Raw genomic sequence first — 14,422 nt, forward strand, 5'->3', positions numbered from 1 at the left:
GTACCAGAGGATATTTTACGGGCACGTTAATTGTTAAACCTGCAGTCAATGTAGAATAACGTATTATGACGGTTGCCGTAGGTTTCATTTCCGGTACTTCTGTTACTTTTCATTGTCGTTTCGTTTATTGTATATGGTTTCATTATGCATTTTTCAACCATAGCGCTGGTCGGCAGATATCATGACTCCGGTCTTGATGCCCCGCTGCGGGCGCTGGCAGGTGTGCTGCGTGCAGCCGGCCGACAGGTTCTGATTGAAAAGGAAACGTCCGAGAACACCGGAGTGACCGAGTATTCCACGGCAACGACCGCCGAAATCGGCAGCCAGGCTGACCTGGTGATTGTCATGGGCGGCGATGGCACCATGCTGGGCGTCGGTCGCAAGCTGGCCCAGTACGACGTCCCGCTGCTTGGCATCAACCACGGGCGGCTGGGCTTTATCACCGACATTCCGGTGCAAAACGCCCTGGAGGCCATCGAATCCGTTCTTGACGGCCAGTACGATATTGAACACCGCACGCTGCTGCAGGCTTCTGTCGTGCGCGACGATCAAACGCTGACCTGTGCCCTGGCCTTAAATGATGTGGTGCTGAACCGGGCAAGTCGCGGCGGCATGATTGAAATCTGCGTGGAATACAATGAAACACTCATGTATCGGCAGCGTGCCGACGGGCTGATCGTTGCCACCCCAACCGGCTCTACTGCGTATTCGCTCAGCGCCAGCGGCCCGATCCTGCATCCGGCGGTCAACGCGTTTCTGCTGGTCCCGGTGGCCCCCCAGACACTGTCGAACCGCCCCATTGCCGTGCCCGACACAGGTACGCTCACCCTGACCCTGACAGAAGTGGGTCGGGTAGAAACCGGCGCCAGCGTGCATTTCGACATGCAGACCTGGTCCGATCTGCAGTTGGGCGACAAAATCGTGGTTACCAAGGCAGACCATCAGATTCGTTTCCTGCACCCCAAAGGCTATAGTTTTTTCTCGACCCTGCGCCAGAAGCTGCATTGGAATATCATGCCGGAAACTGCTTAGCCATTCGCGCCAGGGCTCCTGACTTACACACCCCAGCAATCCCACTCATCACAGAAGTACGTATTCATGCTCCGTTCCCTGCATATCCGTGATTTTGTCATTGTTGAACAGACCGAACTGCACTTTGACGCCGGCTTCTCGGTCTTTACCGGGGAAACCGGTGCGGGCAAGTCTATCCTGATCGACGCACTGGCCCTCACGCTGGGCGCCCGCGGCGACAGCGGCGCCATCCGCGAAGGCGCCGACAAGGCCGACATCAGCGCCATCTTCGATGTGCCTGACTCGCTGCGCGCGCTGCTGGCAGAACAGGAACTGGAACCGGAAGACAACGAGCTGGTGCTGCGCCGGGTCATAGACCGGGCCGGCAAATCCAGGGCGTTTATCAATGGCGTGCCCGGTACGCTCAGCCAGCTCAAGGCCATAGGCTCGCACCTGCTGGATATCCATGGCCAGCACGCCCACCAGAAGTTGCTGCAACGCCATGAACAGCGTATTTTGCTTGATGCTCACGGACAGCACGAAGCGCTGGCCAGCCAGGTTCGCGCCCACTGGGCCGATTGGCAGCAGGCCCAGCAGAAGCTGGAGCGTGCCCGTAGCAGCCAGCGTGATGCCGAAGCCGAAAGGGAACGGCTGGAATGGCAATTGAATGAAATCAGCCAGATCAATCCGGGCAAGGATGAATGGGCGAGCGTCAACGCAGACTACAATCGGCTGGCCAATGCGTCTGCGCTGCTCGAAGGCGCCGCAGGAGCACTCAACTTGCTCGATGGAGAGCAGACTTCTGCATTGGAAATGCTGAACGCCGCGTTGCACCGCATCGAACCCTTATTGCGCAATGACGAGCGTCTGCAGGGCGTACACGATGCCATAGAATCAGCCCGAATTGCCGCCACCGAAGCGTCTTCCGATCTTGCCAGTTATCTGGACAAGGCCGAACTGGACCCAGACCGCCTGGCTGAAACCGAAGCGCGCATGGGCGCCATGTTCGCTACCGCGCGCAAATTCCGGCTCGAACCGGAAATGCTGTACGATCGCCTGCAGGAACTGACCGACGCCTGGAAGCCCTGAACAGCGAATCAGACCTGGCAGGACTGGAGCAACAGGTCGCCAGACACGAAGCGGCGTATCACGAAGCCGCCGAAAAACTGACCAGGGCGCGCCAGGCCACGGCAGGCACCCTGTCCAGGGAAGTTAGCAAAGCACTGCAGACCCTTGCCATGAAAGGTAGCACATTTGAAATAACCATACAGCCGACCGACCCCGGCGCCTCGGGCATGGACAATGTGCAATTCAACGTGGCAGCCCATACCGGCAGTGAGCCGCGCCCACTGGCCAAAGTGGCCTCTGGTGGTGAACTGGCCCGTATATCGCTGGCCCTGTCGGTCATGGCCAATCGCGCCCACCAGGTACCTACCCTGATTTACGACGAAGTGGATACCGGCATTGGCGGCGCGGTTGCCGAAGTGGTCGGCAAACTGCTGCGTGATCTGGGTCGGCATCATCAAGTTCTTTGCGTGACGCATCTGCCGCAGGTGGCCGCTTGCGCGCATCACCATTTCGAAGTGCAGAAAAAACAGGGCAAAAAAGAAACCGTATCGCGCATTGAGTTGCTGGATGAGCGGGCGCGTACGGAAGAGGTTGCCCGCATGCTCGGCGGCGTCAAGATAACCGAGACTACGCGCCAGCATGCCCGCGAAATGTTGACTCACGGCGACTGAGCGCTGCAAACCCACCGGGTAATAAACAAACCCGCCGGACAATAAAAAAGGCAGATTGCAATCTGCCTTTTTTGACAACACCCTACTGAGCGGCCATGCCGCCTGAAGTACTGTAGGTCGAACCAACGGGCCTGCGTTTTGCCGGGCCCATGCCGCCTGTCTAGCGACGATGTTTAGATTCGCAGTCACCACAAATGCCATAAAGAACCATGGCATGGCTTTCCAGCACAAAGTTATTGTCTTTGGCTACTTTTGACTGGCGTCGTTCGATTTCCGGATCAGAAAACTCAACAACTTTTCCGCAAACAGAACATACCAGGTGGTCGTGGTGATCGCCATCATCCAATTCGTAGACTGCCTTGCCATTGTCAAACTGGCTTCTGGACAGAATGCCGGCCTGCTCGAACTGGGTGAGCACCCGGTAGACAGTGGCAAGACCGATATCGACGTTTTCGGAAATAAGCAGACGATAGACATCCTCGGCACTCAAGTGACGAATTTCTGCCTTCCGGAAGATGTCCAGGATCTTGAGCCGCGGGAAAGTGGCTTTAAGACCCATGCTTTTGAGTTCACTGGGATCGTGTAATTCGTTCAAGGCTCGCTCGCTGATAAATGGGAGGTGGATAAGATATCGCGGAAAACACGCTTCCGACTAATTTTTGAGATTACCTGGCTAAACAATCCTATTGATTGCCCAGAACTATTATCATAACGCTTTTACGAGTCCAAATACAGGAACGTCGCCAAGTCATGAACCAAACTCGCCTTTTCCCCCGTATCCGGTATGGTCTGGTCGCATCCCTTACAGCACTTGCCGTGCTGGGTGGTTGCGCCTCAGGAGAATGGGGTTTCCCATACAGGCCTTCTGTTCAACAAGGTAACTGGATCACCGCCGAAGATGTCGCTCTCCTGCAAAAAGGCATGACAGAGGATCAGGTGCGCTTTGCACTGGGCTCGCCGACCCTCAAAGACATGTTCCATCCCGATCGCTGGGATTACCCCTATTATTTCAAACCTGGCTATGGCGATGCCGTACAGCGCAAGTTCTCTGTCTGGTTTGTCAACGGCCGGGTAGATCGCTGGGAAGGCGATGAACAGCCCTCCTTCCAGCCCTTCAAGCAAGAAGCGCGCTTGTACCGGCCTGGCGATAAAGCCCCCGAGAACGAAGTGACCGACCCGCAGGCACTGCAAGCCGCGCCGGCAGGCACTGACAGCAACGCAGTCACGACCTACCCAATGGACGATGGGCAGTACTCAGGGGCTGCAAGCTCCGCTCCTGCTGCGCCATCGAATGAACCGATCAATATTGAACCGGCTCCCGGCGCAACCCGCACCCAATAAGCGTGCCCACCATCCTGTGCCGAGCCGATGGCTTGGGCAGGATAGTGTATTACCACGGGCTGCATTCCCGCTTTCACTCCCTATTTATTTGCATGCCCGCACCGGGCTGCAGCTTTCTTCAGGAACTATCCCACCATGCGTATAGCCATTTCCGGAGCCAGCGGCCGTATGGGCCGCATGCTTATCGAAGCCGTTCTGGCGCGCCCCGAACTCACGCTGGCTGCGGCCCTGGATCATGCCGGCAGCAGCCATCTTGGGGAGGACGCCGGCGCGTTTCTGGGCAAGGCTACCGGCGTGCAACTGGGCAGTGATCTGGCAGCGCTCAAAGACTGTGATTGCCTGATCGATTTCACCCGTCCCGAAGGCACCCTGGCGCATGTCCAGCTTGCGTACAGCATAAGGTAAAAATGGTTATCGGCACTACCGGTTTTGATGCAGCAGGCCAGGCAGCGATCGCCTCGGCCGCCGAGCACATTGCCATCGTGTTTGCCCCGAATATGAGTATTGGCGTCAACGCGACGCTGCGCCTACTTGAGCAGGCTGCAAAAATGCTCAACAGCGGCTATGACGTGGAAGTATACGAGGCACATCATAAGCACAAAGTAGACGCACCGTCCGGCACGGCGCTGATCATGGGCGAAACCGTCGCCAACGCCTGGGGCAAAAAGCTGGAAGATATTGCCGACTGGAGCCGACACGGCCACACGGGCGCGCGCAAGGACGGCAATATCGGCTTTTCCGTGGTGCGTGGTGGTGATGTGATCGGTGATCACACCGTGATGTTTCTGGGTACCGGAGAGCGTATTGAAATTACGCACAAATCCTCCAGCCGCAGCACTTACGCCCAGGGCAGCGTGCGGGCTGCGCTGTTTTTACAGGACAAGCCAGCAGGCCTGTTTTCCATGCAAGATGTGATTGGCGGCTAACACCCAGTGAGGGCTGAGGCCTGTTGATTTGTCCGATTGACACGAAAGGAGCGGCTGCCATCAGGCAGCCGTTTTTGCATTTGAAAGAATCGCCACAGACATGATGAGAATGTCAGCAGCAACAATGACAGTCGTGATAACGACAGTTGTGATAGCGGGCGCTTTGATGAATCAATCGAACAACACCGGCTCGCGCTCCAGCGTCACGTCAAATTTCTGCTGCGTGGAAGCGACTACCGCATCGGCCAGCGCCAGGACATCTGTTGCCGTTGCGCCGCCATGATTGACAAGCACCAGCGCCTGGCGTTGATGCATGCCCACAGGCCCAAGCGAGCGCCCCTTCCAGCCACATTGCTCGATCATCCAGCCGGCCGCCAGCTTATAGCTACCATCAGCTTGTGGATAGGACACGAGCGCAGGATAGTCTGTTTTCAATTGTGATTGCTTCGCAGCAGGCACGATCGGGTTCTTGAAAAAAGAACCGGCGTTGCCGATTTTGGCCGGATCAGGCAACTTGGCCTGCCGAATTCTGCAAACCGCATCAAAAATCTTTTGTGGCGTGGCGTTGCGCGCAAGCTCAGGATCGTTTTTGAGGTCAGGATACGAGATAACCGGCACCCATTGTTTGGGCAGACGAAAGCGCACCGCCGTGATCAAATAACCTTGTCCTGCCGGTTTTTTGAAAAGACTGTCGCGATAAGAGAACGCACACTCCAGCGCGCTAAACAAACGGGGCTGGCCTTGCGTCAGATCCCAGGTGTGTACACTGTCGATCCGATCCATGACCTCGACGCCATAAGCGCCGATATTCTGTACCGGGCACGCCCCACCGTACCGGGAATGAGTGCAAGATTCTCCAGCCCATACCAGCCATTGCGAATACACGTAGCAACAAAGTCGTGCCACACTTCTCCTCCCGCCGCTTCCACAATAAAGGCTTCAGGCGTCTCTTCGATCAGCCGGATTCCTTTGAGTAAATTGTGCAGCACGGGTCGCGACAGGTGCTCACGCAATATCAGGTTGCTGCCACCGCCCAACACGTAGATCAGGCCGCCCGCCATCTGCCGCCATTGCGTGACCATGGGCAACTGCTGTTCGCTTTCGAGTCGTAAATAATGGGCGGCATGCGAGACCAGCCCCAATGTATTGAGCCCTGTCAGATCCTGCTTAGTCTCATCCCGCATCAAAAAGCACCCGCTAGTGTGAAATTAATTTGACATTATAATTAATTTACTGCTATAGTTTCGCCTCTTCGCAAAGAGATTCATGTGGCAACAGCGATTGTTCCGTTATGGCGATGGAATCACCTCGGTGATGCATAAAAAACACAGAATTGAATTTTCGAAGAACGCAGCAAGAAAATATGTTGCAAATCTCAAATAGCTTGTATATAATTTATGGCTTAGCTGATCGAGATTGCAAATGCAGTTACCGAATAATTAAACACTATTCGATTAAAAGCAAAGTAATTTTCAGCTGAAATTGCGGGAATAGCTCAGTTGGTAGAGCGCAACCTTGCCAAGGTTGAGGTCGCGAGTTCGAGCCTCGTTTCCCGCTCCAGAATTTAAGAAAAAGCCCAAACTTCGGTTTGGGCTTTTTTTCGTCTTGCCTATCCAATCAAAAATATATGAAAGTAAAAATTTCAGTTGACAGGACTGTTGTTTAATCGTCTGGATAAACGAACTTACCGCTTACGCGGCCGCCCCAACAACTCCGACCGCCCAACGACCACTCGCTCACTTTCGGGCTTTTCAGGCTCTGAAAATCCTGCATGTGCAATCGCGTCACTCAGCCCTCTGAAAGCAACAGTAGTCTTCGGACTGTGCAATGACGCCATCCCATCGTTCCAGGCATACACCATCTGCTTGGCAACGGTATGCCAGCGCGGCTCATTCCTGGCCGCCTCGATTACCTCTTGCCCAACCTCCACTGCAGATTCGCATAAGCGCTCCACCATCTCTGCATATAGTTTTGGGGCAATACCGAGCCTGGCCTTGAAAAATCGCTCCAGCGTTTTGCCCACCACCCAGGTTTGCCGACCATCCACAGGCAAGCCCGGCGGATTATCCGCATAACGTGGATAAGCCTGTGTAGTAACCAAGTCGTAAATAGGTGTGTAAGCCACGTCATTTAAACCGGTGTAATACAGCGCGATGTTCTTTGCATGGCAATCGGCATTGCGCACCACGTAGTTGGCCAGCAAGTGCCAGCCGAACTGCGCCAGTTGAGCTCCAGTGACTGCAGCAGGCACATAGACCCTGGTAGCATTCAATACGCGCTCATTCGTTGTTGCATATTTCTCATGAGGCGGCAGTCCCAGCAAGCCGCAGGCATCTTCAACCCCATGCGTGACAGCACCCTGCGTATCCACGTCGAATCGATCCACAACTAGCACGCGCCCATCGTCCGACATGCGCGTCTTGGCCACTGGTACAACATTTAGTTTCTCCAGTACCCGCATAGTGTAAAACTCGTTGAACCCGAGGTAGGGAGTGCTATCATCCGATCCCTTGATGATGTGGCGACTGGTACGCAACGTTGATTTGCCCACCACATGCACAGTGGTTTCCGTATCTTCGGGCGCAATGAACTTTGGCATCATCCCGGAAATGGATGAACGAGCATAGCGACGCACCAGGCTCGCGAAATGCGCCGTGGTGTTCTCCGCTTTGAGCAAGGCCTCAATCCGCAATGGCTCCATGTCTGCGCCAAGCGCCCCGCCTTCAGGCGTGACGGTGACGCGTCCAATCCCCATTCCACCAACCACCGCCAGCAGCGAAAGATCCGTGCCATCGAGCAACGGCCCGAATTCTTCGCGAATGATGCTCAGCAGATAGCCCTCGGGCAGGTTCTGACGAAAGAAAGGATGCAGATCACGCGGCCAGCACCAGGGCTCCAAGCGCACCGGCATCGTCAGGCTGACAAAATCAGCAGGGTCGGTGTCAGGCAGATAACTCAAGACATACTCGTCACGCTCCCGATAGAGCTTGGCGACTGCTCGCCCGCATACATGCACGTCGAGTTTCATGCCTCATCACCCCGTCGCTGCTCGTCCAGAATATCTTCAATGGTTCGGACATGCCCCCGCTTGATCGGCTTGAGGTCATAGCCCGCGGCTTCCAGCAATCGTAGCAAAACAGAGACACTCATATCGCCTTTGGCAAGCGTTTCCATACGAGCAACCGTTGTACGCGAGACGCCAGCACGTTGCGCCAGCGTTTCCTGGCTCAAACGCTCCGCCTTGCGCACCCTACGCAGCAGGTCCGCAACGTCAGCTAATGTTGTCACTGTATCCCCCAGGCGTCAAAATTAAGTTCCGATCCTAAAATGTAGCCCAAGAGACACATCATTGCAAGCGATCCACCAAATTAACAATTCCTCTATCGATAAAGAATAATTTATAAATATTTTTGTAGCCTATAGGCGTCAAATAACTCAGTATTTACGTATTTGTAGCCCGAATGCTACAATAATTGCCAAGCGCAAAGGCCATTCAAATCAAGACCACACAGCCAGGGCCAAATGAATCGACAGCCCAAGGTGATCCTCGTTTCCCATCCCAGAATGCAAAAACCCAAACCGAAGTTTGGGTTTTTTAATTTAGCTATGAGCGGCCGCATGGGAAACTTACGGCCCGACCTTTACAAAACCGCGCTTATCCGCCCTTGCGCAGTGTCAGCGGCTTAAGCTTGCGATTGATCCACAACGCCAGCACCGTGCATGCGGCCCCGGACAGCAGGTAGAGACTGACAGCGACCAGGCCGAAATGTATCGACAAGCCTAGCGCCACCAGGGGAGCAAAGGCGGCGCCCAGTAACCACGCCAGATCTGACGTTAATGCCGCACCCGTATAACGGAAACGCGGCGAAAAATTGGCAGTCACGGTTCCAGAGGACTGACCATAGGACAAGCCAAGCAAGGCAAAACCGATCAGGATAAACGCGTCCTGCCCCATCGCGTCGCCATTTAACAACAACGGCGCAAAACACCCGAAAATCGCGATGAGAATGGCCAGGGCAGTCAGTGTTGTACGGCGTCCGATGCGATCGGCAATAATGCCAGATGTAATAGTAGCCGCCATGGCGACAGCGGCGCCAATAACCTGAATGAAAAGCACCTCATTAATGGATTGAGTGGCCGTCAGGGCAATCCAGGATAGCGGAAAAATGGTCACAATATGAAACAAGGCATAGCTTGCCAGCGCGGCAAACGCGCCGATGAACAGATTGTATCCCTGCCCGGCAAGCATTTCCCATGTACCGATAGGCTCCAGTTCCCCCTCTTCCAGCAACTTCGTGTATTGCTCTGTCAGGACAAGCCGTAAGCGCGCAAACAGTGCCACCACGTTAATGGCAAAGGCCACGAAAAACGGATAGCGCCAGCCCCAGCCGAGAAAATCTTCGGCTGACAAGGTGGAATGCAGAAACAGGAACAAGGAGCTAGCCACCAAAAAGCCCACGGGGGCGCCCAGTTGACCGAGCATGGAATACCAACCCCGGCGCTGCTTGGGAGCGTTCAGGGCGAGCAGCGAAGGCAAGCCATCCCATGAGCCGCCGAACGCGACCCCCTGCAGACTGCGAAACAGGACCAACAGGGCAATCGACAACGCGCCAAACGATTCGTAGGTCGGTAAAAATGCAATACCGGCCGTTGCAGTGCCAAGCAGAAATAGCGCCAGAGTAAGCTTGGTTCCCCTTCCCCATCGTCGCTGAATGCTCATGAACAGGGCGGTACCGAATGGACGGGTAATGAAGGCGACGGCAAAAATGCTGAATGAATAGAGCGTACCGGTCAGCGTGTCGACAAACGGAAAGAACAGGGCGGGAAAGACCAGTACCGATGCGAGACCGTAGACAAAAAAGTCAAAATACTCGGATGCGCGACCAATGACAACACCAATGGCTATTTCGCCGGCAGCAACCGGACCGTGGCCAGCCATTTGTTGTCTGGCATCATTTTCCATCGTACGCGAGGAGGGCTCAGTACTTGTCTGGTCAAAACTCGACATAATAGGTTCAATTCAATTAATATAATCCAAAAACGAAGGATCGCATCTGCCGCGCATTTACACCATAGGACAAAACGTCCAATTCCTAATAGGAACGGTTTAAGTATATGCTATATTTTTCCACGGCTCTATGCTGGCAACTTTTTGGCATGCTTGATTCCAAGACCTTTCGACTCCTGGCCTGATGGCGCTTGCACCCATTCTTACGGGGTGCAACGCTGTCCTGCTCTCTCCTTCCGGCGATATCGCCCTGCAGCAGCGCAACCTGATCTATATTTCAGTTGCATTAATGCTAATTGTGATTGTACCGGTCATTTTCCTGACATTGTTCTTTGCCTGGCGCTACCGTGCGTCCAATACCAAGGCGACCTATGCACCAGAATGGAATCATTCAACGCTCATTGAGCTGGTCATCTGGCTGGTACCCCTGCTGATCATTATTGCACTGGCGCCGTGACCTGGGTCAGCACGCACAAACTGGATCCCTATCGCCCACTTGAGCGTATTGACGCACAGCGCGCGCTTCCGGCAAACGTCCAGCCTTTAACGGTACAGGTCGTTGCGCTGGACTGGAAATGGCTGTTTTTCTACCCGGAGTACGGCATTGCGACCGTCAATGAGCTGGCTGCGCCTGTCGACCGCCCTATTGCGTTTCGGCTGACCTCATCCAGCGTCATGAATTCCTTCTTTATTCCAGCGCTGGCCGGCCAGATCTACACCATGGCAGGCATGGAGACGCAACTGCATGCGATCATCAACAAGGAAGGTGTCTACAAGGGCTTTTCCGCCAATTACAGTGGGGCTGGTTTTTCTGGCATGCGGTTCAAATTTCATGGACTGAATACGGAAGATTTTGACGCTTGGGTAAAAACAGTCAAACAAAGCCAGACTGAGCTCAGCCGCGCGGCTTACCTAAAGCTGGAAGTGCCCAGCGAGCGTGAACCCGTACGTCATTATTCCAGTGTGGCTCCCGGACTGTATGACGCCGTATTGAATCGCTGCGTAGAGCCAAACCGCATGTGCATGCGCGACATTATGGCCATTGATGCCCAGGGAGGTATGGGTGTGCCTGGCATATACAACATGGCTGAACTGGATAAAACCACCCGGATCAACCTTGGCCTGGAGAATGCCAGACACCGGACTTATGTGAGTGCTTTTTGCACGACTACAGATCCGGCCTTTTCCTCGCTAAAACTGATGAACGCATCGCCCTGAGGCTATGTCCTCTTAAAAGCCATATCCCGGCCAGCAGTATTGGCCGTCACTCTATTTTCGATAATTTGAGCCCATGGATCTGCATTCCCTTATTCTAGGTCGCCTCGGTTGGGACGCCATACCCTTCCACGAACCTATCCTGATCGCTACCTTCGCCGTCGTGTTACTTGGCGGTGTTGCTCTCGTTGCGGCAATTAGCTATTTCAAGCTGTGGCGCTACCTATGGCTCGAATGGTTTACCAGCATCGATCACAAGAAAATCGGCATCATGTACATGATCCTCGGCCTGATCATGCTGCTGCGCGGTTTTTCCGACGCCATCATGATGCGGATTCAGCAGGCCATTGCCTTTGGCGATGCCACAGGCTACCTGCCGCCCCATCATTACGACCAGATATTCACTGCACATGGCGTGATCATGATCTTCTTCGTGGCCATGCCTCTGGTGACAGGCTGATGAACTATATCGTCCCGCTGCAGATCGGTGCGCGGGATGTCGCCTTTCCGTTCCTGAACAACTTCAGTTTCTGGATGACCACCGGCGGTGCCGTGCTGGTGATGATTTCCCTTTTCATTGGCGAATTCTCGACCACCGGCTGGCTGGCCTATCCGCCGCTCTCAGGCATAGAGCATAGCCCCAGCGTCGGCATGGATTATTACATATGGGCATTGCAGGTAGCGGGGGTCGGAACGACCCTGTCAGGTATCAACCTGATCGTGACGATTGTCAAGATGCGGGCTCCCGGCATGGGCATGATGAAAATGCCGATATTTACCTGGACATCGCTGTGTACCAACACCCTGATCGTGGCATCGTTCCCCGTCCTGACCGCCGTGCTGGCCCTGCTCACGCTGGACCGCTACGTAGGTACCAATTTCTTTACAAACGATTTGGGCGGCAACCCCATGATGTATGTGAATCTGATCTGGATCTGGGGTCACCCTGAGGTCTATATCCTGATTCTGCCATTGTTCGGCGTATTCTCCGAGATCGTTTCCACTTATAGCGGCAAACGCCTGTTCGGTTACGCATCCATGGTGTACGCCACCGTCGTGATCACGATTCTGTCCTATCTGGTCTGGCTGCACCACTTTTTCACCATGGCTCGGGCGCCAGTGTCAATTCCTTCTTCGGCATTGCACCATGATCATTTCGATCCCGACCGGCGCCAAGCTCTTCAACTGGCTGTTCACTATGTATCGCGGCCGGATCCGCTTCGATGTTCCCATGATGTGGACAATTGGCTTCATGGTGACTTTCGTCATCGGCGGTATGACAGGCGTGATGCTGGCCATCCCGTCGGCCGACTTTGTCCTGCACAATAGCCTCTTTCTGATTGCACACTTTCATAATGTCATTATTGGCGGCGTGCTATTCGGTTTGTTCGCCGCAATCACATACTGGTTCCCCAAGGCATTCGGCTACAAGCTGGATCCTTTTTGGGGCAAGTGCTCGTTCTGGTGCTGGCTGATTGGCTTTTACATGGCTTTCATGCCGCTGTACGTGCTGGGCTTCATGGGCGTTACACGTCGCCTGAACCACTTCGAGGATCAATCCTTGCAGATCTGGTTCCAGATTGCTGCAGCCGGCGCTTTCGTGATTGCGCTGGGCATCGCCAGCTTCCTGATCCAGCTGGTTGTCAGCTATCGCAAGCGTGATTCGTTGCGCGATACTACCGGCGACCCCTGGAACGGACGCACACTGGAGTGGTCAACTTCATCGCCTCCGCCGTCCTACAACTTCGCATTCACGCCGCAAGTACACGAAGGCGATGCCTGGGATCATATGAAACAGAACAACGTTCAGCGTCCGCTTACAGGTTTTCTGCCAATTCACATGCCCGCCAATACCGGTGCAGGCATTATCATCGCCGGTCTATGCACATTGCTCGGATTTGCGCTGGTCTGGCACATGTGGCTTGTCAGCGCCCTGACATTTCTCGCCATCATTGGCGGCACCATTTACCATACGTTCAACTACAAGCGCGATTATTACATTCCTGCAGAAGATGTTGCCCGTACTGAAGCCGAACGCACTCGTTTATTAGCCAACCATGTCTGATACCACCGCCATCCCCCCTCGTCAGGTAGCGGCCACTGCGCCAATTGATTTTTACCTGAAGCAAGAGCATCACCCGCAGAACGGAACCGCACTAGGGTTCTGGATCTACCTGATGAGCGACTGCCTGATTTTTGCCTGCCTGTTCGCCGTGCATGGTGTGGTAGGCCGCAATTATGCGGCAGGCCCGTCTGGGGCAGACCTGTTTGATCTGCAACTGGTGGCGGTCAATACAGCCATGCTGTTGCTCTCTTCCATTACCTATGGGTTCTGCATGCTGGAAGCGCAGCGCAATCGCCTACGTCCGGCCATGATCTGGCTGGGCATTACCGGCCTTTTCGGACTCGTCTTCCTGGGACTGGAACTATACGAATTCGCTCATCTGATCCATATGAATGCCGTCCCTCAGCGCAGCGCATTCCTGTCATCTTTCTTTACTCTGGTTGGTACGCACGGCCTGCATGTTACCTTTGGGGTCATCTGGCTGGTCACGCTCCTGTTCCAATTGAAAAAGCACGGCCTGATTCCTGAGAACCGGCGGCGCCTGATGTGTCTATCCATGTTCTGGCATTTCCTGGATGTGATCTGGATCGCCGTTTTCACCTTTGTCTACCTGATGGGGGTCCTGCCATGACCACACCTTCCAATACTGCACAGCACCACACAAACGCACACGACGATCACCACGACGATGACGGACACGGCGAGAGCACATTTCGCGGCTATATGACCGGCTTCATCCTGTCTGTCATTCTGACCATTATTCCGTTCTGGCTGGTCATGGGCAATGTGTTTGAAAAATCCGGCGTCACGGCCCTGGTCATCCTGGCTCTGGGCGCCATACAGATGTGTGTGCATGTGGTTTACTTCCTGCACATGAACACGCGCGCCGAAGGCGGCTGGAGCCTGCTGGCCATGATCTTTACGATCATCATCGTCGTCATCGCGCTGGCTGGCTCCCTGTGTGGTCATGTACCATCTGAATACCAACATGATGCCCAACATGATTCATGACATGAAAAACATGCTCTGATCCACGCTTTCCGGGACCGCATCCAGGCATGCCGATCAACGGGTCGGTCGTGCCAGAGGTCCCGGCAGGAGACCATCGTCAGTTCCC

At 54.6% G+C, this 14,422-nt stretch carries 9 protein-coding genes, 1 tRNA gene and 5 pseudogenes; 9 read left to right on the forward strand and 6 right to left on the reverse strand.

The features are described from left to right. Window positions 1–144: 144 nt before the first annotated feature. Together TKWG_RS14435 and recN are read left to right on the forward strand one after the other, a co-directional pair. Window positions 145–1,032 (forward strand): NAD kinase, encoded by an 888-nt coding sequence (locus TKWG_RS14435; RefSeq protein ID WP_014751551.1) that lies wholly within the window; start codon window positions 145–147, stop codon window positions 1,030–1,032. Between the two features lie 66 nt (window positions 1,033–1,098). Next, window positions 1,099–2,750 (forward strand): annotated as a pseudogene (recN, locus tag TKWG_RS14440) (DNA repair protein RecN). Window positions 2,751–2,910: 160 nt separating this feature from the next. Here the strand turns inward: recN and fur are convergent. Next, window positions 2,911–3,345, reverse strand: a complete 435-nt coding sequence (gene fur / locus TKWG_RS14445) for a ferric iron uptake transcriptional regulator (protein ID WP_014751552.1) — start codon at window positions 3,343–3,345, stop codon at window positions 2,911–2,913. Between the two features lie 155 nt (window positions 3,346–3,500). On the opposite strand from fur, the gene TKWG_RS21755 reads away from it, so the two are divergent. Both TKWG_RS21755 and dapB read left to right on the forward strand, forming a co-directional pair. Continuing rightward, on the forward strand, window positions 3,501–4,091 hold the full coding sequence (locus TKWG_RS21755) for an outer membrane protein assembly factor BamE (protein ID WP_014751553.1): 591 nt from the start codon (window positions 3,501–3,503) through the stop codon (window positions 4,089–4,091). Between the two features lie 135 nt (window positions 4,092–4,226). Next, window positions 4,227–5,017, forward strand: a pseudogene (dapB, locus tag TKWG_RS14455) (4-hydroxy-tetrahydrodipicolinate reductase). 171 nt (window positions 5,018–5,188) lie between these two features. Here the strand turns inward: dapB and TKWG_RS26615 are convergent. Then, on the reverse strand, window positions 5,189–5,800 hold the full coding sequence (locus TKWG_RS26615) for a hypothetical protein (RefSeq protein WP_322786553.1): 612 nt from the start codon (window positions 5,798–5,800) through the stop codon (window positions 5,189–5,191). Next, on the reverse strand, window positions 5,764–6,201 hold the full coding sequence (locus TKWG_RS26620; RefSeq protein ID WP_322786554.1) for an FAD-binding protein: 438 nt from the start codon (window positions 6,199–6,201) through the stop codon (window positions 5,764–5,766). The genes TKWG_RS26615 and TKWG_RS26620 overlap by 37 nt, the downstream gene beginning before the upstream one ends. A gap of 300 nt (window positions 6,202–6,501) precedes the next feature. Here TKWG_RS26620 and TKWG_RS14465 point away from each other — a divergent pair. Beyond that, window positions 6,502–6,577, forward strand: a tRNA-Gly gene (locus tag TKWG_RS14465). 124 nt (window positions 6,578–6,701) lie between these two features. Here the strand turns inward: TKWG_RS14465 and TKWG_RS14470 are convergent. From TKWG_RS14470 to TKWG_RS14480, 3 genes are all read right to left on the reverse strand, one after another. Continuing rightward, a complete protein-coding gene (locus TKWG_RS14470; protein ID WP_014751556.1) occupies window positions 6,702–8,045 on the reverse strand; it encodes a type II toxin-antitoxin system HipA family toxin in 1,344 nt (447 codons plus the stop codon). After that, complete coding sequence (locus TKWG_RS14475; RefSeq protein ID WP_014751557.1) at window positions 8,042–8,305, reverse strand: helix-turn-helix transcriptional regulator; 264 nt, start codon at window positions 8,303–8,305, stop codon at window positions 8,042–8,044. The genes TKWG_RS14470 and TKWG_RS14475 overlap by 4 nt, the downstream gene beginning before the upstream one ends. A gap of 367 nt (window positions 8,306–8,672) precedes the next feature. Then, window positions 8,673–9,980: an MFS transporter gene (locus TKWG_RS14480; protein WP_014751558.1), complete on the reverse strand. Its 1,308-nt coding sequence runs from the start codon at window positions 9,978–9,980 to the stop codon at window positions 8,673–8,675. A gap of 229 nt (window positions 9,981–10,209) precedes the next feature. Here TKWG_RS14480 and cyoA point away from each other — a divergent pair. The 4 genes and pseudogenes from cyoA (at window position 10,210) to cyoD (ending at window position 14,335) form a co-directional block, all read left to right on the forward strand. Further along, a pseudogene (cyoA, locus tag TKWG_RS14485) lies at window positions 10,210–11,243 on the forward strand (ubiquinol oxidase subunit II). 73 nt (window positions 11,244–11,316) lie between these two features. Further along, window positions 11,317–13,305 (forward strand): annotated as a pseudogene (cyoB, locus tag TKWG_RS14490) (cytochrome o ubiquinol oxidase subunit I). Next, a complete protein-coding gene (gene cyoC / locus TKWG_RS14495; protein WP_041709554.1) occupies window positions 13,298–13,936 on the forward strand; it encodes a cytochrome o ubiquinol oxidase subunit III in 639 nt (212 codons plus the stop codon). Before cyoB ends, cyoC begins: the two are co-directional and overlap by 8 nt. Then, window positions 13,933–14,335 (forward strand): annotated as a pseudogene (gene cyoD / locus TKWG_RS14500) (cytochrome o ubiquinol oxidase subunit IV). The gene cyoC and the pseudogene cyoD overlap by 4 nt, the downstream one beginning before the upstream one ends. The last annotated feature ends 87 nt before the right edge of the window (window positions 14,336–14,422 follow it).

Origin of the sequence: Advenella kashmirensis WT001 (assembly GCF_000219915.2) — a bacterium.
Classification (GTDB): Bacteria; Pseudomonadota; Gammaproteobacteria; order Burkholderiales; family Burkholderiaceae_B; genus Advenella; species Advenella kashmirensis.

Excerpts from the sequence above, each read along its gene's own strand:
- TKWG_RS26620 (WP_322786554.1), bottom strand. The coding sequence starts at position 6,201 with ATGCGGGATGAGACTAAGCAGGATCTGACAGGGCTCAATACATTGGGG.
- TKWG_RS14480 (WP_014751558.1), bottom strand. The coding sequence starts at position 9,980 with ATGGAAAATGATGCCAGACAACAAATGGCTGGCCACGGTCCGGTTGCT.
- TKWG_RS21755 (WP_014751553.1), top strand. The coding sequence starts at position 3,501 with ATGAACCAAACTCGCCTTTTCCCCCGTATCCGGTATGGTCTGGTCGCA.
- TKWG_RS26615 (WP_322786553.1), bottom strand. The coding sequence starts at position 5,800 with ATGGATCGGATCGACAGTGTACACACCTGGGATCTGACGCAAGGCCAG.
- cyoC (WP_041709554.1), top strand. The coding sequence starts at position 13,298 with ATGTCTGATACCACCGCCATCCCCCCTCGTCAGGTAGCGGCCACTGCG.
- TKWG_RS14435 (WP_014751551.1), top strand. The coding sequence starts at position 145 with ATGCATTTTTCAACCATAGCGCTGGTCGGCAGATATCATGACTCCGGT.
- TKWG_RS14470 (WP_014751556.1), bottom strand. The coding sequence starts at position 8,045 with ATGAAACTCGACGTGCATGTATGCGGGCGAGCAGTCGCCAAGCTCTAT.